Annotated in this window: 24 protein-coding genes; 9 read left to right on the top strand and 15 right to left on the bottom strand. The window is 68.0% G+C overall.

What is annotated here, in order from left to right; all coding sequences use genetic code 11:
- Positions 1 to 22: 22 nt before the first annotated feature.
- Positions 23 to 478, bottom strand: coding sequence for a nucleoside deaminase (locus tag VMD50_RS15580; protein ID WP_325428672.1), 456 nt, complete (start codon positions 476 to 478; stop codon positions 23 to 25).
- Between the two features lie 6 nt (positions 479 to 484).
- On the bottom strand, positions 485 to 1,006 hold the full coding sequence (locus VMD50_RS15585) for a tRNA adenosine deaminase-associated protein (RefSeq protein ID WP_325428640.1): 522 nt from the start codon (positions 1,004 to 1,006) through the stop codon (positions 485 to 487).
- A gap of 149 nt (positions 1,007 to 1,155) precedes the next feature.
- Between VMD50_RS15585 and VMD50_RS15590 the strand changes: the two genes are divergently transcribed.
- Positions 1,156 to 2,094: a prephenate dehydrogenase gene (locus VMD50_RS15590; RefSeq protein ID WP_325428641.1), complete on the top strand. Its 939-nt coding sequence runs from the start codon at positions 1,156 to 1,158 to the stop codon at positions 2,092 to 2,094.
- On the opposite strand, the gene VMD50_RS15595 is transcribed toward VMD50_RS15590, so the two are convergent.
- From VMD50_RS15595 to VMD50_RS15615, 5 genes are read right to left on the bottom strand one after another with little or no spacing between them, the layout of a single operon-like run.
- Positions 2,057 to 2,656: a putative glycolipid-binding domain-containing protein gene (locus VMD50_RS15595; RefSeq protein WP_325428642.1), complete on the bottom strand. Its 600-nt coding sequence runs from the start codon at positions 2,654 to 2,656 to the stop codon at positions 2,057 to 2,059. The genes VMD50_RS15590 and VMD50_RS15595 overlap by 38 nt on opposite strands.
- A complete protein-coding gene (locus VMD50_RS15600) occupies positions 2,653 to 3,420 on the bottom strand; it encodes an ABC transporter permease (RefSeq protein ID WP_414686082.1) in 768 nt (255 codons plus the stop codon). Before VMD50_RS15600 ends, VMD50_RS15595 begins: the two co-directional genes overlap by 4 nt.
- Entirely contained in the window at positions 3,417 to 4,112 is a 696-nt protein-coding gene (locus VMD50_RS15605; RefSeq protein ID WP_325428643.1) for an ABC transporter permease, read from the bottom strand. Before VMD50_RS15605 ends, VMD50_RS15600 begins: the two co-directional genes overlap by 4 nt.
- A gap of 2 nt (positions 4,113 to 4,114) precedes the next feature.
- Positions 4,115 to 5,206 carry an ABC transporter ATP-binding protein gene (locus VMD50_RS15610; RefSeq protein ID WP_325428644.1) on the bottom strand — a complete coding sequence of 364 codons (1,092 nt, stop codon included), beginning with the start codon at positions 5,204 to 5,206 and terminating at the stop codon, positions 4,115 to 4,117.
- Positions 5,203 to 6,156, bottom strand: coding sequence for an ABC transporter substrate-binding protein (locus VMD50_RS15615; protein ID WP_325428645.1), 954 nt, complete (start codon positions 6,154 to 6,156; stop codon positions 5,203 to 5,205). Before VMD50_RS15615 ends, VMD50_RS15610 begins: the two co-directional genes overlap by 4 nt.
- 115 nt (positions 6,157 to 6,271) lie before the next feature.
- Here VMD50_RS15615 and VMD50_RS15620 point away from each other — a divergent pair, with 115 nt between their 5' ends.
- On the top strand, positions 6,272 to 6,625 hold the full coding sequence (locus VMD50_RS15620) for a LapA family protein (protein WP_325428646.1): 354 nt from the start codon (positions 6,272 to 6,274) through the stop codon (positions 6,623 to 6,625).
- On the opposite strand, the gene VMD50_RS15625 is transcribed toward VMD50_RS15620, so the two are convergent.
- Both VMD50_RS15625 and VMD50_RS15630 read right to left on the bottom strand, forming a co-directional pair.
- Positions 6,622 to 7,659 carry a phosphotransferase family protein gene (locus tag VMD50_RS15625; RefSeq protein ID WP_414686083.1) on the bottom strand — a complete coding sequence of 346 codons (1,038 nt, stop codon included), beginning with the start codon at positions 7,657 to 7,659 and terminating at the stop codon, positions 6,622 to 6,624. The genes VMD50_RS15620 and VMD50_RS15625 overlap by 4 nt on opposite strands.
- Positions 7,660 to 7,697: 38 nt before the next feature.
- The gene (locus VMD50_RS15630; RefSeq protein ID WP_325428648.1) at positions 7,698 to 8,303 is read right to left on the bottom strand and encodes a histidine phosphatase family protein; all 606 of its coding nucleotides are present in this window, start codon (positions 8,301 to 8,303) and stop codon (positions 7,698 to 7,700) included.
- 64 nt (positions 8,304 to 8,367) lie between these two features.
- Here VMD50_RS15630 and VMD50_RS15635 point away from each other — a divergent pair, with 64 nt between their 5' ends.
- The 6 genes from VMD50_RS15635 to VMD50_RS15660 all read left to right on the top strand — a co-directional run bounded on the left by VMD50_RS15635 (position 8,368) and on the right by VMD50_RS15660 (position 13,827).
- A complete protein-coding gene (locus VMD50_RS15635) occupies positions 8,368 to 9,039 on the top strand; it encodes a class I SAM-dependent methyltransferase (RefSeq protein WP_325428649.1) in 672 nt (223 codons plus the stop codon).
- Positions 9,040 to 9,105: 66 nt separating this feature from the next.
- Positions 9,106 to 10,149: a phosphotransferase family protein gene (locus VMD50_RS15640; RefSeq protein WP_325428650.1), complete on the top strand. Its 1,044-nt coding sequence runs from the start codon at positions 9,106 to 9,108 to the stop codon at positions 10,147 to 10,149.
- Between the two features lies 1 nt (position 10,150).
- On the top strand, positions 10,151 to 10,915 hold the full coding sequence (locus VMD50_RS15645) for an SDR family NAD(P)-dependent oxidoreductase (RefSeq protein ID WP_325428651.1): 765 nt from the start codon (positions 10,151 to 10,153) through the stop codon (positions 10,913 to 10,915).
- A gap of 41 nt (positions 10,916 to 10,956) precedes the next feature.
- Positions 10,957 to 12,240, top strand: coding sequence for an acyl-CoA dehydrogenase family protein (locus VMD50_RS15650; protein ID WP_325428652.1), 1,284 nt, complete (start codon positions 10,957 to 10,959; stop codon positions 12,238 to 12,240).
- Positions 12,230 to 12,856 carry a TetR/AcrR family transcriptional regulator gene (locus tag VMD50_RS15655; protein ID WP_325428653.1) on the top strand — a complete coding sequence of 209 codons (627 nt, stop codon included), beginning with the start codon at positions 12,230 to 12,232 and terminating at the stop codon, positions 12,854 to 12,856. The genes VMD50_RS15650 and VMD50_RS15655 overlap by 11 nt, the downstream gene beginning before the upstream one ends.
- Positions 12,856 to 13,827: an NADPH:quinone oxidoreductase family protein gene (locus VMD50_RS15660; RefSeq protein WP_325428654.1), complete on the top strand. Its 972-nt coding sequence runs from the start codon at positions 12,856 to 12,858 to the stop codon at positions 13,825 to 13,827. The genes VMD50_RS15655 and VMD50_RS15660 overlap by 1 nt, the downstream gene beginning before the upstream one ends.
- Positions 13,828 to 13,991: 164 nt before the next feature.
- Here VMD50_RS15660 and VMD50_RS15665 read toward each other — a convergent pair whose 3' ends face one another.
- Complete coding sequence (locus tag VMD50_RS15665) at positions 13,992 to 15,920, bottom strand: alkyl/aryl-sulfatase (RefSeq protein ID WP_325428655.1); 1,929 nt, start codon at positions 15,918 to 15,920, stop codon at positions 13,992 to 13,994.
- Positions 15,921 to 16,074: 154 nt separating this feature from the next.
- On the opposite strand from VMD50_RS15665, the gene VMD50_RS15670 reads away from it, so the two are divergent.
- On the top strand, positions 16,075 to 16,530 hold the full coding sequence (locus VMD50_RS15670; RefSeq protein ID WP_325428656.1) for a lipoprotein LpqH: 456 nt from the start codon (positions 16,075 to 16,077) through the stop codon (positions 16,528 to 16,530).
- A gap of 9 nt (positions 16,531 to 16,539) precedes the next feature.
- Here VMD50_RS15670 and VMD50_RS15675 read toward each other — a convergent pair whose 3' ends face one another.
- The 5 genes from VMD50_RS15675 to VMD50_RS15695 form a co-directional block, all read right to left on the bottom strand.
- Positions 16,540 to 18,057, bottom strand: a complete 1,518-nt coding sequence (locus VMD50_RS15675) for a sensor histidine kinase (protein WP_325428657.1) — start codon at positions 18,055 to 18,057, stop codon at positions 16,540 to 16,542.
- Entirely contained in the window at positions 18,035 to 18,739 is a 705-nt protein-coding gene (tcrX, locus tag VMD50_RS15680) for a two-component system response regulator TcrX (protein ID WP_325428658.1), read from the bottom strand. The genes VMD50_RS15675 and tcrX overlap by 23 nt, the downstream gene beginning before the upstream one ends.
- Before the next feature lie 149 nt (positions 18,740 to 18,888).
- Positions 18,889 to 19,044, bottom strand: coding sequence for a DUF6131 family protein (locus VMD50_RS15685; RefSeq protein WP_325428659.1), 156 nt, complete (start codon positions 19,042 to 19,044; stop codon positions 18,889 to 18,891).
- Positions 19,041 to 19,304: a hypothetical protein gene (locus VMD50_RS15690; RefSeq protein WP_325428660.1), complete on the bottom strand. Its 264-nt coding sequence runs from the start codon at positions 19,302 to 19,304 to the stop codon at positions 19,041 to 19,043. Before VMD50_RS15690 ends, VMD50_RS15685 begins: the two co-directional genes overlap by 4 nt.
- A gap of 93 nt (positions 19,305 to 19,397) precedes the next feature.
- Positions 19,398 to 19,808 (bottom strand): MmcQ/YjbR family DNA-binding protein, encoded by a 411-nt coding sequence (locus tag VMD50_RS15695; RefSeq protein WP_325428661.1) that lies wholly within the window; start codon positions 19,806 to 19,808, stop codon positions 19,398 to 19,400.
- Positions 19,809 to 19,906: the final 98 nt, after the last annotated feature.

Below are 19,906 nucleotides of genomic sequence, written 5' to 3' on the forward strand. Positions count from 1 at the left end.
AGCTTACCGAACCACTCCTCCGTCACCCCAATCGCTGGCGGGCGAAGAAGGCCTCCAGCGGCGCGGCGCACTTCTCCGCGAGCACACCGCCGCGCACCTCCGGGCGGTGATTGAGCCGACGGTCGCGGACCACGTCCCACAGCGATCCGACCGCTCCCGTCTTGGGCTCCCACGCCCCGAACACCAACCGCGCGATGCGGGCCAGCACCAGCGCGCCCGCGCACATGGTGCACGGTTCGACGGTCACCGCGAGTGTGGTGCCCTCTAGCCGCCACCCGTCGCCGAGCACCTGCGCCGCGGCCCGCATCGCCAGGATCTCGGCGTGCGCGGTCGGATCCCCAAGCGCCTCACGGGCATTCACCGCGCGGGCCAGCTCGGTCCCGTCGGCGTCGACGATCACTGCGCCGATCGGCACGTCGCGGGGCCCCGCCGTCGCGGCGACCGACAGCGCGGCGCGGATCAGATCTTCGTCGGTGATCGGTGATCACCGACCGAGGCGGTCGATCACCGCCGACAGCTCGTCGGCGAAGCCCATCTCGCGGGCGATGCGGCCCAATTGCTCGTCGGCGTACAGGTCGCTCTCGTCGAGGATGACCCCCAGCACCGCCTCCGGCAGTCCGACATCGGACAGCAGCCCCAGGTCGCCCTCCTCGAAGGGGTCCGCGTCCTCGAGGTCCTCGGGATCGATGTCGGCGTCGAGGTTGTCCAGCGCCTCGGCGGCGATGTCGTAGTCCAGCGCGGCGGTGGCGTCCGAGAGCAGCAGCCGGGTCCCCGACGGTCCGGGGCGCACGATGACGAAGAACTCGTCGTCGACGTCGAGGAGCCCGAAGACCGCGCCGGAGCTGCGCAGCTCACGCAGCTCGGTCTCGGCCGCCTTGAGGCTCGTCAGCGCCTTGGGGGCCATCGCATAACAGCGCCACTTGCCCTCTTCGCGCACGACCGCAACACCGAAGCCGTCCGGCGTGTCCGCGGACGGGCCTTGCGCCGAGGCCCGCTGTGCTCCCATGGGCGCCTACGCTAGTCGCTGACCAGGCCCTGTGACCAGACGCAGCGCAGACGAACGCACATGATCGACGGCACCCGAGAGCACCGCCGGCCCCCAGACTGTGCCAACCTTGGACTGTGGCTCACCCTCAGTCTGAAACACCCGTTTGCGTGCTCGGGCTGGGCCTCATCGGCGGGTCGATCATGCGGGCCACCAGGGCGGCCGGCCGGGACGTGTTCGGCTACAACCGGTCGGTGGAGGGCGCGCACGCGGCGGTCGCCGACGGCTTCGACGCCAGCACCGATCTCACCCACACGCTGACCCGTGCCGCCGACACCGGCGCGTTGATCGTCCTGGCCGTGCCGATGCCGGCGTTGGCGGGCATGCTCGCCCACATCAGGGAACTGGCCCCCGACTGCCCGCTGACCGACGTCACCAGCGTCAAGTGCGCGGTGGTCGACGCGGTTGCCGCGGCCGGCCTGCTGGAGCGCTTCGTCGGCGGTCATCCGATGACGGGGATCGCGGATTCGGGGTGGGCCGCCGGCTATGCCGGGTTGTTCACCAGGGCCCCGTGGGTGGTCAGTGTGGACGAGCATGTGGACCCGCGGGTGTGGTCGATGGTGATGCGGCTCGCGCTGGACTGCGGCGCGCTGGTGGTGCCGGCCAAATCGGACGAGCACGACGCCGCGGCGGCCGCCATCTCCCACCTCCCGCACCTGCTCGCCGAGGCGCTTGCCGTCACCGCCGGGGAGGTCCCGCTGGCCTTCGCGCTGGCGGCCGGCTCGTTCCGCGACGGCACCCGGGTAGCGGGCACCGCCCCGGACTTGGTGCGGGCGATGTGCGAGGGCAATTCCGCGCAGCTGTTGCCGAGGGTCGACCGGGTCATCGAGTTACTCGGTCGCGCCCGCGAGTCGCTGGCCTGCCATAACTCAGTGGCCGACCTCATCGACGCGGGCCACGCAGCACGGACGCGTTACGACAGCTTCCCGCGCTCGGACATCTTCACCATCGTCATCGGCGAGGAGAACTGGCGCGAAGAATTGGCCGCCGCCGGCCGGGCGGGCGGCGTGATCAGATCCGCTCTGCCAAGCCGGGATAGTCCAGAATGAATCCCTCGTCATCGACGCTCACCACGGTGTCGGCGACCGGGGAGCGCAACTTGATCCCGTCGAGACGCCCCTCGCTGGTGTAGCTCACCGTCGCCGCGGTGACCGACATGTCGGGCACGTTCACGTAGACCATCGGCAATGTGACCGATTCCGCGCGCTCATGCAGCCCGAGGCGCCGGATCGGCAGCGCGTTGAAGAACGGGCTGAAAACCACGTCGACGTCGAGGGCACCGTTGTACCCGGCGCGCCGCTCGCCTTGGTGGTCGGTCACCAACCACATGTTTTCCTCGTCCCGGGCGATGGCGAGCTGACGTTCGCGCTCGGCCAACGTGACGGTCAATCCGAAGCGCTTGGTAGCGCCGGTCTCGTCGGTCTGCAGGTCGTAGTAGGCGCCGAACGCCGGGTTGGTCGCGGTGGCCGCGGCCACGATGCGCCCATTAGCCCGGATCCGCTTGCCGGACACCTGGATTCGCACCGATTCCATGCGGGAAACGTCCTGTGCGCGCCAGGTCAACATCGCCTGCCACACGCGCCGGGCTGGATCAGAGGGGGCTGCGTTCACCCTCCTACCGTATGACGTCCCCACCGACGGCGGCGGGTTTGGCCCCAAGTGCGGTCGGCGTCACGTGGCTGCGCCACCCCGCGGGCGCCCACAACCCGGCCACGTAACCGACCGGTGCCGGGTGCCGCGGCCCACACCGCCAACGCCAGCAGGCCGTCGAGGATCAGCGCCAACGCGGCCACCATCAGCGCACCCACGAGCGCGAGCTGAAATTGGCGCTCCTTGATCCCGTCGATGAGGTATCGGCCCAGCCCGCCGAGGCTGGCATAGGCGGCCACCGTTGCGGTAGCGACCACTTGCAGGGTCGCGCTGCGCAGCCCGCCCAGGATCAGCGGCAGCCCGATGGGTATCTCCACGCGCAGCAACACCTGGGCTTCCGTCATGCCCATGGCGCGGGCGGCGTCGACGACCGTCGGCTCGACATTGGCGATGCCCGCATAGGTGCCGGCCAGCAGCGACGGCACGCCGAGCAACATCAGGGCGACGAGCGGCGGCCCGATGCCCAGCCCGAACACCAGCACCCCCAGCAGCAGCACGCCCAGCGTCGGCAGCGCCCGCAGGCCGTTGACCGCGCCCACCACCAGGAGCGTGCCGCGACCGGTGTGCCCGATGATCAACCCGATCGGGACCGCGATCACCGCGGACGCAGCCACCGCGATGGCCGTGTATTCCAGGTGCTCCACAATGCGCGCCGCCAGCCCGACCGGACCGGTCCAGTTGTCGGCGGTCAGCAGGTAGGACAGCGCCTGTTGGACGAAGTTCATCGCGCGCCGCCCACCACGCCCATGGTGGGGGCCACCACCGACCGGCGACGGGGCGTGCGCCCGGCGCGCTCCCAGGGCGTGGCCAGCCGGCCGGCCACGACGATGAGCGCGTCGACGATCGTCGCCAGCACGAACAGCGCGATGATGCCGGCGACGATCTGATCGCTCTTGTCGGTCTGGTAGCCCTCGGTGAACCAGGTGCCCAGGCCGCCGATGCCGATCACCGAGCCGACCGAGACCATCGCGATATTGGTCACCACGACCACGCGCAACCCGGCGACCAACACCGGGATCGACAGCGGCAGCTCGACTTTCAGCATTCGTTTGATCGCCGGATACCCAACCGCGGTGGCGGCGTCGCGCACCTGGGCGGGCACCGCGTCAAGCGCCTCGAGCACCGCCCGTACCAGCAGCGCACACGTGTAGGCGGTCAGCGCGACCATGACATTGGCCTCGTCGAGGATCCGGGTTCCGATGATCATCGGCAAGGCCACGAACAGCGCCAGCGACGGGATGGTGAACACGATGGCGGCGGTTGCCGTCGTCAGCCGCCGGGCAACCGGCGCACGCTGCACCGCGATACCCACCGGGACCGCGATCGCCAACCCGATCAGCACCGGCACCAACGACAGCCGCAGATGCACCACGGTCAGGGCCCAGGCGTCGTCGAGGTGGGTGAACAAGTAGTGCATCGTCAACTCCCGCGGCGGACTTCCACCACGGCCAGCACGTCGGCGGCCAGTACGCCGCCGATGAGCTTGCCCCCGTCGTCCACTGCGACACCCACGCCCGACGGCGACGACAGCGCCGCGTCGAGCGCGTGGCTGAGATTGCCGTCCGGGTGGAACAGCGAGCCGACGCCACTCATGCTGTCGGACAACGACGCGCCGGCGCGGTGCTTACGCAGGCCCTCGGCATCGATCCAGCCCACGGGGGCGCCCGCGTCGTCGACCACCACCGCCCAGCCGTCGGGAAGGCCGGTGTCCCGCAGGGTGTCGGCGGCGACGCGCTCGACGTCGTGCAGCGGCAGCCCGGCTGCGTCCATGAGCTGCAGCCATCGGTAGCCACGGCCCAGACCGATGAACCTGGCCACAAATTCGTTGGCCGGACGCGAAAGCAGCTGCGCGGGTTCGTCGTACTGCTGCAGCACACCACCTTTGAACACCGCTATCCGGTCGCCCAGTCTGAGCGCCTCGTCGATGTCGTGCGTCACGAAAACGATGGTCTTGTGCAATTCGCTTTGCAAACGCAACATTTCGTTCTGCAGCTCCTGCCGGACCACCGGGTCGACGGCGGAGAATGGCTCGTCCATCAACAGGATGGGCGGGTCCGCGGCAAGCGCGCGTGCCACACCGACGCGTTGTTGTTCACCGCCGGACAGCTGGGCGGGGTAGCGGGTGGCGATCTTGGGGTCGAGGCCGACGCGTTCGAGCAGTTCGTAAGCGGCTTGGCGGGCGGCCCGGCGCGACTGCCCCTTCAGCACCGGAACGGTTGCGACGTTGTCGATCACGCGCTGATGAGGCATCAGCCCGGCGTGTTGGATGACGTAGCCGATCCCCAGGCGCAGCCGCACCGGGTTGACGTCTCTGACGTCCGCCCCGTCGACGGTGATGGTGCCGGAGGTCGGCTCGATCATCCGGTTGATCATCCGCAGCGCCGTGGTCTTGCCGCTGCCCGAGGACCCGACGAAGACGGTCAATTCGCCATCGGGAGCCACCAGGCTCAGCCGGTCGACGGCGACGGTCCCGTCGGCGAATACCTTGCTGACGTCATCGAAGACGATCAACGTCGTTGCCCGATCGGATGGCTGAAGCCGTTGTACTGCACCCAGTTTCGTGCCGCCTGGTCCGGATCGATGCCGGAGTTTCCCGACACCGCGGCGTTGAGCCCGGCCATGCCGGTGGTGGTGAGCTTCGCCGACACCGCATCCAGCACGCTTTTGAGCAGGTCCGACTTCTTCTGCGAGTTCACCAGCGGCACAATGTTGCCGGCCAAGAAGTTATGCTCGGGATCCTCGAGCGGGACCAGATGTTCTTGCAGGATGGCCGGTGAGGTGCTGAAGATGTTGGCGGCCGTCACCCTTCCCTCCAGTAGCGCGCGCACGGTCACCGCGCCGCCGCCGTCGTTGATGGCGACGAAGTTCCCCGGACTGATGGCCAGGCCGTACTTCTGCCGCAGGCCCGGTAGGCCGGACGGCCGGTTCTCGAACGCCGAGGGTGCCCCGAACCGCACGTCGGGCGAGTGGGCGGCCAGATCGCCGATTGTCTTCAGGTTCCAGTTGCCGGCGGTGCCGGCGGTGACGGTGACCGTGTCGGTGTCGGAAGCCGGCGACGGCGTGAGAATCGACAGGTCGCCGGGAAGTTGCTTGTAGAGCTCCAGCTCGACGTCGCCGAGCATAGTGGCGGTGGAGTTGGGCGCAAAATACAACAGCAGGTTTCCGATGTACTCGGGGACCAGGTCGACGGAATGATCTTTCAGCGCAGGGATATAAGTCTCCCGGCTGCCGATGCCCATCCGCCGCCCGATCTCAAAGCCGTTGGCCTGCAGCGCTTCTGCGTAGATTTCGGCGACGATCTCCGATTCCGGGAAGTCGCCCGACCCGACCACGATGGATTTCGGGCTACGGGCCTCCGTCCCCAGCGGGTCGGAATTGCTGCAGGCCGCTATCAGGCATACCGTCGCCAGCCACACTGCCGCGCGCCCGGTCGCGCGGCGCGCGCGCGGCAGCATCCTCATGACGCCGACACTAACGGCAGAACCGCCGCGGCGCGGCCGTCCCCGGGGGCAGGTCGCGGGTGGCGTTTTGCGTGGATTTGTTTCAATCTGCCCAGGATGGGACAAAGATGACGTTATGAGCCACAAACCACCTGCCTCGGCTCCGCCGCCACCCCCGCCACCTCCGGCCCCCGGCACCGGCGCGACAGCCAAGGACCCGGCCGTCGGATTCACCCGGGCCGGCGCCCTGTGGACGTCCCTGATCGTTGGCTTTCTCATCCTGATCCTGATGCTGATCTTCATCGCTCAGAACACGGATTCGGCGCGGTTTACGTTCTTGAGCTGGCATTGGAGCCTGCCGCTGGGCGTCGCCTTTCTGCTGGCCGCCGTGGGGGGCGGCCTGATCACGGTGGCGGCCGGGACCGCACGGATCCTCCAGCTGCGCCGCGTCGCGAAGAAGCATCACGCGGCGGCTTCCCGCCCGGTCTAGGGCGTTAGCTTCGCCAGCTCCGCCAGTCCGCGGGAAATCAACGGCGCGACGACCTCGGGCGTGTGCTCGGACTCTGTTCCGCCGGCCAGGTCCGACATCCGCCGGCGGAAGTCGATGCCGGCGGCGATGATGGCGAGCTTGAAGTAGGCCAGCGCCATGTAGAACTCCCAATGCGCCAGCGGCAACCCCGCGGCCAGCGAGTAGCGGTCCGCCAGCTCGTCGGCCGTCGGCAACAGCGGCGACGTCCAGGCGGCTTGCGCGTTGACGATCAGGTCCAGGGCGGGGTCGCGGTAGACGCACATCAGGGCCGCGTCGCTGAGTGGGTCTCCCAAGGTCGAGAGCTCCCAGTCCACGACGGCGCGAACCCGCGTCGGATCGTCGGCGTCCAGGATGGTGTTGTCGATCCGGTAGTCGCCATGCACGATCGAGGTCCGGCTCTGCTGCGGAATTGATTGCCGCAGGCCCGAATGCAATCGCTCGACGTCGGTGTCGCGGTGGTCGTCGGGCAGCCGCACCAGTTCCCATTGCGAACCCCACCGCCGCACCTGCCGCTCCAGGTAACCGCTGGGCTTGCCAAAGTCGGCCAGCCCCACGGCGTTCGGGTCGACGCTGTGCAGATCGACGAGCACCCGGATCAAGGAGTCGACGCATGCGTCGATGACGGTGTGGCTGAACGCTTCGAGTTGCGCGCGCCGGCGCACCACCTGCCCGGCGACGAATTCGACGATCTGGAACGGCGCGCCCAGCACCGAGTCGTCCTCGCACAGCGCGATCGTGCGCGCCACGGGAACGGGCGTGTCCTGCAGCGCGGCGACCACCCTGTATTCGCGGGCCATATCGTGTGCCGACGGCGTCAGCCCGTGCAGCGGGGGGCGCCGCACCAGCCAGCTGGTCGCGTCGTCGTACACCCGGAACGTCAGGTTCGAGCGGCCACCGGAGATGAACTCGCCCCGCAACTCGCCGTCGCGGCCGATCCCGAGCGAGCGCAGATACCGGTCCAGCGAGGCCAGGTCGAGCCCTTCGAGTCGGTCCACTCGAACTTGTTTACCACCGCGAAGTTGGGGCAAGTTCATCACCGCTGGTTTCGGGGCAACAGGTCCCACACGTGCTCGACCGCGTTGACCCCGGCCACCGTCGCCTCGCCGGACCGCGAGAACAACAGCCGGGTCACCGACGCGTAGTCGACGGGAAAGGACAGCAACCGGGCCGTGCCCAGGATCTCGTGCAGCAGCACGTTGATCACGCCGCCGTGGCTGAACACCGCGACCGTGTCCTCCGGATCGGCGGCGGCGACCAGGTCGTCGACCGCCGCGCGGACGCGCGCCCGAAACGCGCCCGCGTCGACCGCGCTCGGCAGATGCCCCTGGGCCAAGCGCGCCCACTCCTGCGGTCTTTCCGCCTTGATCTGCTCGACGGGGATGTAGACGGGAAGATCGCGGTCGTATTCCGCGAACCGATGGTCGATCTCGACACTCAGCTCGCGGGCCGCCGCGACGGGTTCGGCGGTCTGGATGGCGCGCCGCTGCGGGCTGCTCACCACCCGCGATATCGGGAACCTGGCGAGCGCCTCGGGCAGGCGTCTCACCTGTGCCAACCCCTCCTCCGACAAGTCCGGGTCGGAGCCCTCGCCGTGCTCGCTGCGCAGCGGTAACGCGTGCCGGACCAACAGCACTTGCATGTTTGTTCCCGTCGTCGGATTGTGGGCAGCGCCAGTTTCTCATCGCGACCCACGAGGAGGAGAGATGACCCAGCCGGGCATGGATTGGGACGCCGCCTACCGGCAGGACACACCGCCTCCCTGGAGCATCGGCCGGCCCCAGCCCGAGCTGGCGGCGTTGATCGATCAGGGGAAGGTCTGCAGCGATGTCCTGGACGCCGGCTGCGGCCACGCCGAGCTATCGCTTGCGCTCGCGGCGCTCGGCTACACGGTCGTCGGCCTGGACGCCAGCGCGACTGCGGTCGCCGCCGCGACGACGGCCGCCGCCGAACGAGGGCTGACGACGGCGACCTTCGCGCAGGCCGACGTCACCGCGTTCCGGGGCTATGACGGGCGCTTCTCGACGATCCTGGACAGCGGACTATTCCACGTGCTGCGGCCCGAGCAGCGGCAGGACTACCTGCAGTCGATCCTTCGGGCCGCCGCGCCGGGCGCGGCGTTGTACATCCTGGCCTTCGCCGCCGGGGCTCTGGGCCACCAGGGCGACCGGCCCGGCCCGCGCGGGCTCACCGAAGCCGAGTTGCGCGACGCCGTCGCGGAGCAATGGGAAGTCGAGGACGTCCGCCCCGCGAAGCTCTATGGCAACGCCGGCGCTCTCGGGGCTGTGGGCGGTTCGGTGCCGGACGTCCAGCACGACGACGAGGGCCACTTCTTGGCTCCCGGCTTCCTGCTCAGCGCACACAAGCCCGGGCAATGACGCGGCGGCACTTCCCAGAGCCGCAGAGAATGCTATTCTCTGCGCGGAGAGCGGGGTGTGCAGCCGATGACTAGTGTCAGCGAAACGGGATTGGACGCGGGCGTTCTTGCCCGCTGGCTGGACGCGAACGACGCACCGGGCGGCGGCGAGCAACCGGTGCTGGAACTCCTGAAGGGCGGTTCGCAGAACACCCTCTATCTGATCGAGCGGGGCGGGCAGCGGATGGTGCTGCGGATGCCCGGCGCTCGCGCCGACGCGGCCCGCATCGACGGCTTGCTGCGGGAGATCCGGTTGGTCCGCGCGCTGTCGGGGACCGACGTCCCGCACGCGGCCCTGATCGCCGCCGACGACACCGGCGCCGTGCTGGGCATGCCGTTCTACGTGATGCAGGCGATCAACGGGTGGAGCCCGATGGACGGCGGGTGGCAGGCGCCGTTCGACACCGACCTGAGCGCCCGTCGCGACCTGGCCTTCCAACTCGTCGAGGGCGCGGCGAAGCTGGGCCGGGTGGATTGGCGCGCGCAGGGGCTCGAAGGGTTCGGCCGCCCGGACGGATTCCACGAACGCCAGGTCGATCGGTGGCTGACGTTCCTCGACGCCTACAAGGTGCGCGAGCTGCCCGGACTGGACGAGGCCGCCGACTGGCTGCGCAGCAACCGACCCACGAGCTACCAGCCCGGCATCATGCACGGCGACTACCAGTTCGCCAACGTGATGTTCGCGCACGGCGCGCCGGCGCGGCTGGCCGCGATCGTGGACTGGGAAATGACGACGGTCGGCGACCCGCTGCTGGATTTGGCGTGGGCGCTGCTGGGCTACGACGGCGAGGAGCCGAGCACCGACGGCTTCTATCTGGACATGCGAGGCATGCCGACGCGCAGCGAGTTGCTCCGGCACTACGAGGAAGTCAGCGGGCTTTCCACCGAGAACATCGACTACTACCTGGTCCTGGCCAACTGGAAACTGGGCATCGTGCTGGAAAAGACCTACGCAACGGGGGTGCGTATGGGGGCCGGAAAAGGAGGGGTGGACCCCAAGATCCAAGACGCCTTCGGGGCGATGATCCCGCGGCTGATCGCCACCGCGGCCGAGCTGGCCAGGGCGCGCTGAAATGGGCTATGCCGACAGGCTTTTCGACCTCAGCGACCGGGTGGTGCTGATCACCGGCGGCAGCCGCGGCCTTGGGCGCGAGATGGCGTTCGGCGTCGCGCGCTGCGGTGCCGACGTGGTGATCGCCAGCCGCAACATCGACAACTGCGTGGCCACCGCCGAACAGATCGAGGCCGAGACCGGGCGCTCCGCCATGCCCTATCAGGTGCACGTGGGGCGCTGGGAACAGCTCGACGGCCTGGTCGATGCGGCCTATGAGCGGTTCGGCAAGATCGACGCATTGATCAACAACGCGGGCATGTCACCGCTGTACGACAAGCTGACCGATGTCACCGAGAAGCTGTTCGACGCGGTGCTCAACCTGAACCTCAAGGGGCCGTTCCGATTATCCGCCTTGGTCGGCGAGCGAATGGTGGCCGCCGGGCGCGGTTCCATCATCAACGTCAGTACCGCCGGATCGCTGCGGCCGGCCCCCGACATCATCCCGTATGCCGCGGCCAAAGCCGGGCTCAATTCCATGACCGAAGCGTTGGCGAAGGCGTTCGGCCCGGCGGTGCGGGTGAACACGTTGATGGCGGGACCGTTTCTCACCGACGTCAGCAAGGCGTGGAATCTCGACCGTGCCGAGGGCAAGCCGTTCGGCCATCTGGCGTTGCAGCGCGCAGGTGACCCACGCGAAATCGTCGGCGCCGCACTTTTTCTGGCTTCCGACGCGTCCAGTTTCACCACCGGCTCGATCCTGCGCGCCGACGGCGGGATCCCCTGACGCAGCTGGTCGCCACCAATGAACGAGTAGGAGTATTCGAGATGCCGTGGGACTTCTCCACCGAACCGGAGTTCGAGAAGAAGCTGGACTGGATCCGGGAATTCGTGCGCGAGGAGGTGGAGCCGCTCGAGGTGCTGTTCCCCGGTTGCGAGTTCCTGCCGCTCAACGAGGAGCGGCGCCGCATTGTGGATCCACTCAAGCAGCAGGTGCGCGAAAACGGCTTGTGGGCACCGCATTTGGGCCCGGATCTGGGCGGCCAGGGCTTCGGCGCGGTCAAGCTCACGTTGATCAATGAGATCTTGGGCCGCAGCCCGTGGGCGCCGATCGTGTTCGGAACACAGGCGCCCGACACGGGCAACGCCGAGATCATCGCGCGCTTCGGAACCCAGGATCAGAAGGACCGCTACCTGGCCGGGCTGCTGTCCGGGGAGATATTCTCGTGCTTCTCGATGACCGAGCCGCAAGGTGGCGCCGATCCCCGGGTCTTCACCACTCGGGCTGAACGGGACGGTGCCGACTGGGTCATCACGGGCCGAAAGTACTTCTCCTCCAACGCGTCCGTTGCCTCCTTCTTCATCGTGGTGGCGATCACCGACCCCGACGTGCCCGTTCACCAGGGCGCGTCGACATTCCTCGTCCCGGCCGGGACCCCGGGGCTGACCGTGGAAGCCACCCACCACCTCGTCGGCGCGGACCCACACGAACCCGGGCACTCCCTGGTGCGCTACGAGGGGGTGCGGTTGCCTTCCGAGGCTTTGCTCGGCGAGCCGGGCCAGGGCTTCCTGATATTGCAGACCCGCCTCGCCGGCGGGCGGTTGCATCACGCGATGCGCTCGATCGGGATGGCCCAGCGCGCGGTCGAGATGATGTCCCGGCGGGCGAAAAGCCGCTTCACCCAGGGCAGTTCGCTGGCCGACAAGCAGTTGGTGCAGGAGTTCGTCGCGGACTCTTATACCGAGCTGTTGCCGTTCCGGCTGACCGTCCTGCACGCCGCCTGGCTGATCGACAACGGCGACGAGCGTGCCGCCCGCTCCGAGATCGCGGCCTGCAAGGTCCTGGCCTCACAGGTGCTGAAATCGATTGCGCTGCGCGCGATTCAGGTTCACGGCGCCCTGGGGCTCACCGACCAACTGCCACTGGTCAACGTGTTGCTCGGCGGCATCGCGCTCGGCCTGGCCGACGGGCCGACCGAGGCGCACAAGGTGAACCTGGCGCGGATGCTCCTCAAGGGCTACGAGGCCGAGGGCGGGGACTGGCCCAGCGAGATGCTGGACGTCCGGCGCGCGGCGGCCCGCGCCAAATACGGTGAGCTCGTTGACAACTAGCAAGACCAATAGCCGAGTCGCCGCGGCGGTCGAGCGGGCCCTCGACGACCGTCAGCGCGGGGCAACCGAGGAGGTCGAACGCATCCTGGCCGCCGCGGTGCGGGTGATGGAACGGGCCGCGCCCGAGGCGCCCCGGGTCAGCGACATCGTCGCCGAGGCCGGCTCGTCGAACAAGGCGTTCTACCGGTATTTCGCTGGCAAGGACGATCTCATCCTCGCGGTCATGGAACGCGGCGTCGCGATCGTGGTGTCCTACCTGCAGCACCAGATGGCCAAGGAATCCCGCCCCCGGGACAAGGTCGCGCGCTGGGTCGAGGGCACGCTGGCTCAGGTCGCCGACCCGCACCTGATCAGCATGAGCCGCGCGGCGGCCGGGCAGATGTCGGCGGCCACCAACTGGCGAATGGCCGACCAGGAGATGCTGCGACCGCTCCGGGATCTTCTGACCGAACCCGTTGCGGCGCTTGGCAGCACCGATGTCGAACGCGACGTCGAGGCGGTGTTCTGCTGCACCGCGGCGGCCATGCGGCGATATGTCGGTTCGGCCGACCGGCCCGAACCCGACGACATCGCGCACCTGGTGGGGTTCTGCCTGCGCGGCCTGGGCGTCGGCTGATGCGGGCCGTAGTCTGCCGCTCCCATGGCATACCCGAGGAGTTGGTGATCGACGACCTCCCCGACCCGCTGCCCGGGCCGGGCCAGGTGGTGGTTCGCGTGCACGCCGCTGCGGTCAACTTCCCCGATGTGCTGTTGATCGCCGGCAGGTACCAGGTCAAGATCCCGGTGCCGTTCGTCCCGGGCAGCGAGCTGGCCGGTGAAGTGCTATCCGTCGGAGCTGGCGCGCCGTTTCATGCGGGCCAGCGGGTCTTCGCCACCACGCCGACCGGGGCGTTCGCGGAGCGGGCGCTGCTCGACGCGGCATCGGTGGCGCCCATCCCGGACGGCGCCGACTTTGCGTCCGCCGCGGCGTTTGGCGTCACGTACCGTACGGCGTACCACTCACTGCGGTCGATCGCCCAAGTCGCGCAAGGCGATTGGGTGGTGGTCCTGGGCGCTGCCGGCGGCGTCGGGCTGGCCGCCGTCGATCTGGCGGTGGCGATGAAGGCGCGGGTGCTGGCCGCGGCGTCCAGCCCGGAGAAGCTCGAGCTGTGCCGGCGGCGCGGGGCCGAGGCGACCGTCGACTACGACCGCGAAGACCTCAAAACGCGCATCCGCGAGCTCACCGGCGACGCCGCCCGCGTGGTCCTCGACCCCGTCGGCGGCTCCTACGCCGAGCCCGCGCTGCGCGGTCTGGCCCGCGGCGGCACCTTCATCACCCTCGGCTACGCCGCGGGTGCCATCCCGTCGATCCCGCTGAACCTGGTCCTGCTCAAGGGAATCACCATCCGCGGCATGGAGATCCGCACCTTCATGGCCGATCGGCCCGAGGACGCTGCGCGCGACATGGCCGACCTGGAGCGGATGTTCGCCGCCGGCACCGTGCGGCCTTATATCGGCGCGCGCTTCCCGCTGTCCGAAACCCCGGCCGCCTTGCGGCATGTGGCCGAGCGTAAGGTTTTGGGCAAGGCTGTCATCGACGTCATCTGACGTGGCCCAATCACTTCTGCCGCATGCGCTTCCGGGCGAGCACCGATGTTCGAGATGCCCACCTCTGAGCGACAATCTGCTTCGTGTCGATCCGCGTTGTCGCTGTGAGGCGGGCAAAAAAGCCACACACCCGACTTGTGGTTACTGAATTGACAATTGGGCCTTTACGGCGTGACGATGTTGAAGTTCTGGTCCGGCTCGTCGAGGACACCCAGGAACGTCTGCAGCGCGGCCTGGTCGCCGGAGATGTCCAGCCCGGGTGAGGTGAAGTCACCCATTGCCGCCGTCAGCAGCCGAAACTTCCTGTCCAGCCTGACCGAAACATTTGACGTCGCCGCGTCGGCGGCGACCTTGCGATAGACGAGCACCCCGTTGCGCAGCGTGAGCCGATAGTTGGCGGCCAGGTCGGCGAACGAGATGTCGAGGGCGATGTCGAGGTCCCAGCTGCGCGGCCCATCGACCCGCAGCGCGAAGCTGTCGAAGATCTGCTCGGGCGTCAGCTGGTTGAGCATCGACATCGACGTGGCGGTGACGGCGGTGCCGAAGTTGCCGTCACGCAACTCGGTTGCGCCGCTCATGAAGAAGTTGCGCCAGGTTGCGTTCTCGGCGCCGTAACCGAGTTGCTCGAGGGTATCGGCATACAGCGCACGGGCGGCCGCGTGATCGCTGTCGGTGAAGACCGCGTGATCGAGCAGCGTTGCGGCCCAGCGGAAGTCGCCGGAGTCGAACGCCGCCCGGGCGTGCTCGACAACCCGGTCCATGCCGCCCATCGCGTCGACGTAGCGAGGGGCCAGGGCCTCCGGCGGATGGGGCCACAGCCGGCCGGGATTGCCGTCGAACCAACCCATGTACCGCTGGTAGACGGCCTTCACGTTGTGGCTGACCGAGCCGTAGTACCCGTGGGTGTGCCAGGCCCGCTCCAGCGCGGGTGGCATCTGGAACATCTCGGCGATCTCGACGCCGGTGTGGCCCTTGTTGAGCAACCGCAGGGTCTGGTCGTGCAGGTAGGCGTACATATCGCGTTGCAGCGAAAGGAATTCGACGATGCGGTCTCGTCCCCAGGTCGGCCAGTGGTGGGAAGCGAACACCACGTCGGCGCGGTCGGCAAAGGTGTGTATCGCCTCGGTGAGGTACCCCGACCAGGCGTGCGGGTCGCGCACCAACGCGCCGCGCAGCGTCAGCAGGTTGTGCAGGTTGTGGGTGGCGTTCTCGGCCATGCACAACGCGCGGAAACGCGGGAAATAGAAATGCATTTCGGCGGGCGCCTCGGTGCCGGGCGCCATCTGGAATTCCATCTCCACGCCGTCGATGGTGTGCCTCTCGCCGGTCTCCCGGATGTCGACGGTCGGGACGATGACGGCCACCTCGCCAGTGGAGGGGGCTTGGCCAAGCCCGCAGCCCACCTGGTCCAGGGGCCCGCGCGGCAACAGGGTGCCGTACATGTAGGTCGCCCTGCGCGTCATCGCCGGACCGGCGTAGACGTTCTCCTGGACGGCGTGCTCGACGAAGCCGTCCGGGGCCAGCACCGCCACCGCTCCGCTGTCCACGTCGGCCTGGGACGTCACGCCCAGCACGCCGCCGAAATGGTCGACGTGGCTGTGGGTGTAGATCACCGCGACGACGGGACGGTCACCGCCGCGGTGGGTGCGGTACAGGGCCAGCGCCGCCGCGGCCACCTCGGTGGAGATCAGCGGATCGATGACGATGACGCCGGTGTCGCCCTCGACGAAGGTGACGTTCGAGATGTCGAAGCCGCGGACCTGATAGATGCCCGGCACCACTTCGTAGAGACCTTGCTTGGCGGCCAGGGTCGACTGCCGCCACAGGCTGGGGTGCACGGACGCCGGCGCGGCGCCGCCGAGGAAGGAGTAGGCGTCGTTGTCCCACACCACGCGGCCGTCGGCCGCCTTGATGACGCACGGTGATAGGGCCGCGATGAACCCGCGATCGGCGTCATCGAAGTCCCTTGTGTCATCCAGTGGCAGGGCGTGGTCGCCGTGGGCCGACGCGATGACGGCGGTAGGGGGCTTGTGTTCCACCGGGAATACATTGCCATTAATGCGCCGAACCCGGAACGAACGGAAAGAAGACATCTGACCGGTCGTCGGGCAAAGAGCAGGCGACGGCTTTCGGCGCTCGACAAGAATTTCCTCCGAACCTCTTCTATGGCGCACGGCAAACCCGCATACTGCCTTGACGGTTCTGTATGCTGAGGACCGCAATAATCGGGCAAAGGAGAACAAACAGGTGAAGCGTGGACTGACTGTCGCGGCGGCTGGAGCGGCCATTCTGGCCGCGGGTATTGCGGGGTGTTCGAGCAACAAGGGAACGACGGCCAGTGGTGGCGGCGCCACGGCAAGCACCGGCGGCACGACGAAGGTCATCATCGACGGCAAGGACCAGAACGTCCAGGGCAGTACTGTCTGCACCAAGTCAGGCGGCAACGTCAACATCGCGGTCGGTGGAAGCAACACCGGCATCAGCGTGGTGCTCACCGACGCTAATCCGCCCGCGGTGACCGCAGTCCAGCTCGGCAACGTCAACGGTGTGACCCTTCAGTACGCGCAGGGGGGTCAGGGCAACGCCTCGGCGACCAAGGACGGCAACACCTACAAAGTCACCGGCACCGCCACCGGCGTGGACATGGCCAACCCGACGCAGCCGGTGAACAAGCCGTTCGAGATCGACGCGACGTGTTCCTGACTTGGTGACCTAACTATTGGATGCGGGCGGTTGCCACCCGTTGAGTGGCAACCGCACCGTGAACTCCGTGTGGCCCGGTGAGCTGTTGACCGTGATCGTCCCGTTGTGCGCCCTGACGACAGCCGAGACGATCGCCAGTCCCAGCCCGGTGCTGCCGCCCTTTCGGGAACGCGAGGAGTCGCCGCGGGCGAACCGCTCGAAGACCTCGGATTGCAGCGCCGCCGGGATGCCCGGCCCGTTGTCGATGACCTGCAGCAGGGTATGCGTCGGCTCGGTGCTCAAGCGCGTCGTCACGACGGTGCCCGCGGCGGTGTGGACGCGGGCGTTGGCGAGCAGGTTCGTCAACACCTGGTGCAGCCGCGCCGCATCGCCGGTGACGACCACGGGTTCCTCGGGCAGGTCAAGCTGCCACTGATGGTCCGGCCCGGCGACGTGCGCGTCGCTGACCGCGTCGACCGCCAACCGGGACAGATCCACCGGTTCGCGTTCCAGCGGCCGGCCGGAGTCGAGGCGGGCCAGCAGCAGCAGGTCCTCGACGAGGCGTGTGATGCGCTCCGTCTCGGATGCCACCCGGCTCATCGCGTGCGCCACGGCCTCGCGGTCGTCGCCCATCCGCTGGGTGAGCTCGGTGTAGCCGCGGATCGCGGCGAGCGGTGTGCGCAGTTCGTGACTGGCGTCGGCGACGAACTGGCGAACCCTGGTCTCGCTGGCCTGCCGCGCGGACAGCGCGGCCGCGATGTGGTCGAGCATCCGGTTCAGCGCCGACCCGAGCTGACCCACCTCGGTGGACGGGTTCGCGTCGGCCTCGGCCACCCGCACCGGAAGCTCGACCTCGCCGCGGTCCAACGGAAGTTCGACGACCTCGCTCGCGGTCTGGGCGACGCGGCGCAGCGGCGCGAGCGCCTTCCTGATGATGACGACGCCCGCGGTGGTCGCGGCAACCAGTGCGATCACGGTGACGATGCCGAGGATGACCAGCATCCGCACCATCGTGGCGTCGACGTTGGACATGGACAGGCCGGTGACGATGACGTCCCCGCCGCTGCGGCTCGGGGCGGCGACGACGCGATAGCGACCGAGTTCGTCGAGGTCGAGCGTCACCGGCTTGCGGCTGCCGGCGATGTGTTCCAGTTGCGTTTGCGCGGCCGGGCTCAGCGCGGCCCGCGACCCGACGCTGGTCAGGTATCCGGCGTCGACGCTCTTGCCGTTGCTGATCACCGCGGCGACCATGCCGGCAGGCTGGCCCGGGGCGTCGAGGAAGCGCGGGCCCGGACCCGGCCGCGGATAGTAGAAATGCGACTCATGATGCCAGCCCGGACGTTTCGGTTCCGGGTACATCAGCGCCGACCGGTAGGAAGTCCCGGCGAGTTGCCCGTCGAGCTGCGCCACCAGGTGGTGCAGCAGCGCCAGTTCGGTCGCCGCGGTGATGCCGAGGCAGACGACCGCGAGAACGACGACCTGGCCGACCAACAGCCGAAGCCGAAGTGACCAGACCCGCCGTGTCCTAGCGGGCCGGCTTGAGGACATAGCCCGCGCCGCGCAGCGTATGGATCATGGGTTCGCGACCGTTGTCGATCTTCTTGCGCAGGTAGGAAATGTAGAGCTCGACGATGTTCGACCGGCCGCCGAAGTCGTAGCTCCACACCCGGTCCAGGATCTGGGCCTTGCTCAACACCCGCTTGGAGTTGCGCATCATGAAGCGCAGCAGCTCGAACTCGGTGGAGGTCAACGAGATTGGCTCGCCCGCGCGTGCGACCTCGTGGCTGTCCTCGTCCAGGACCAAGTCCCCGACCACCAGCTGCGCCCCGCTGTCCACCGTCGTGACCCCGGTACGCCGGAGAAGCGCCCGCAACCGCAGCACGACCTCCTCGATGCTGAAGGGTTTGGTCACATAGTCGTCGCCGCCCGCCGTCAGCCCGGCGATGCGGTCTTCCACCGCATCCTTCGCCGTCAGCAGCAGCACCGGCAGTTGCGGGTTCTCCCCGCGGAGTTTGTGCAGCACGTCGAGCCCGCTCATATCGGGCAGCATGACATCGAGAACGACCACATCGGGCCGTTGCGCCCTGGCCGCGGAGATGGCCGACGATCCGTCGCCGGCGGTGGAGATGTTCCAGCCCTCGTACCGCAGCGCCATGGACACCATTTCGGCCAAAACCGCTTCGTCGTCAACGACGAGCACATTGATCGGGTTACCGTCGGCACGACACATCACAACCCGCTCTACCGACGCTCGGGACTGTGTCACAAGTTCCAGTATCCGCGGCCGACTGGGCCGACGCTATGCCATTGCTATGCGTATCCTGTGAAAAGATCGCGTGACCGCCGGGCGGTCACGCGATCCGGTATCCCGGCGCCGGGCTAATACCAATAGCGCCTGCCCGCGACCGGCCGGCCGGCCGATCCCATGATCCACAGAACCGCACCGATGACGAGCAAGATGATGCCGAGCACCCACAGCAGATGGATGCCGAATACGAATCCGAGAATGAGCAAGACGATACCGAGAATAATCATGACAACTTCCTTTGTGTGAGGGGTTCCAGACCACTGGACATTGAACTGGGCTGCGGTACATGGCAATCCTTGACTTTCGGGTTGACGCCCGCGTAATTCAAGGGCCCCGCGATTATTGTCAACGCGATGTTTCCCGCCGTGACACAATTTGTTGAATCACCCTTGAAGTAGTCGCGCTGGTACGCCGCGAATACTCCGATGAGTAGCCACACCAGGACAATCGCGCCGATCACACCGCTGCCACGCATGGTGACCTCCATTGTGTTCGAGAAATTTCTCGTGGGCCTAGCGTTACCCGTTCGACTCATGTCCAAACATGCGCGACCACCGGCCGTCCGGCGCCGCTGCTCACGCTAGGAATGCTCCGCCAGCCACGCCGCCGCCCGCCTCTTGGAGGCCCGCGACAGCCACGCGTCCTGAATCAACTCGGCCAATTCCTGCGTCGTAATCTCGGACAATCGGCTGGCGCGCACCAGCACGGAGGGGTGCCCGTCGAAATGGCTCGTGGTGAAGAACGGCGACGCGGGATCCTGGGTGAGCGCCAGCTTGTCGCTTTCCGACTCCACCCAGAGCATGATCACGTCGGCATGGCGTTCGCCGGTGTCCGGATCGGTCGCGTCGGGCTGGGGAGTGCGGAAGAACACGAAGGACTTTCCGCCCACCTGATAAATCGGGTTGCCCTTCGGGCCCGCCAGGCGCTTCACGAACGGCATCGACGCAGCGATCCGATGCACGTCGCTCACCCGGGCGGGCCGATCCCCCATGACGCGACAGTACCGTTTCGAGCCGAATCTGTAGCATGGCGAGTGGCGTTGCGGTAAAGGGGGATTGATGTGCATCGCGCCCAAGGAAACGCTCGAAG

The sequence above is a fragment of the Mycobacterium sp. genome (genome assembly GCF_035506235.1).
GTDB lineage: Bacteria > Actinomycetota > Actinomycetes > Mycobacteriales > Mycobacteriaceae > Mycobacterium.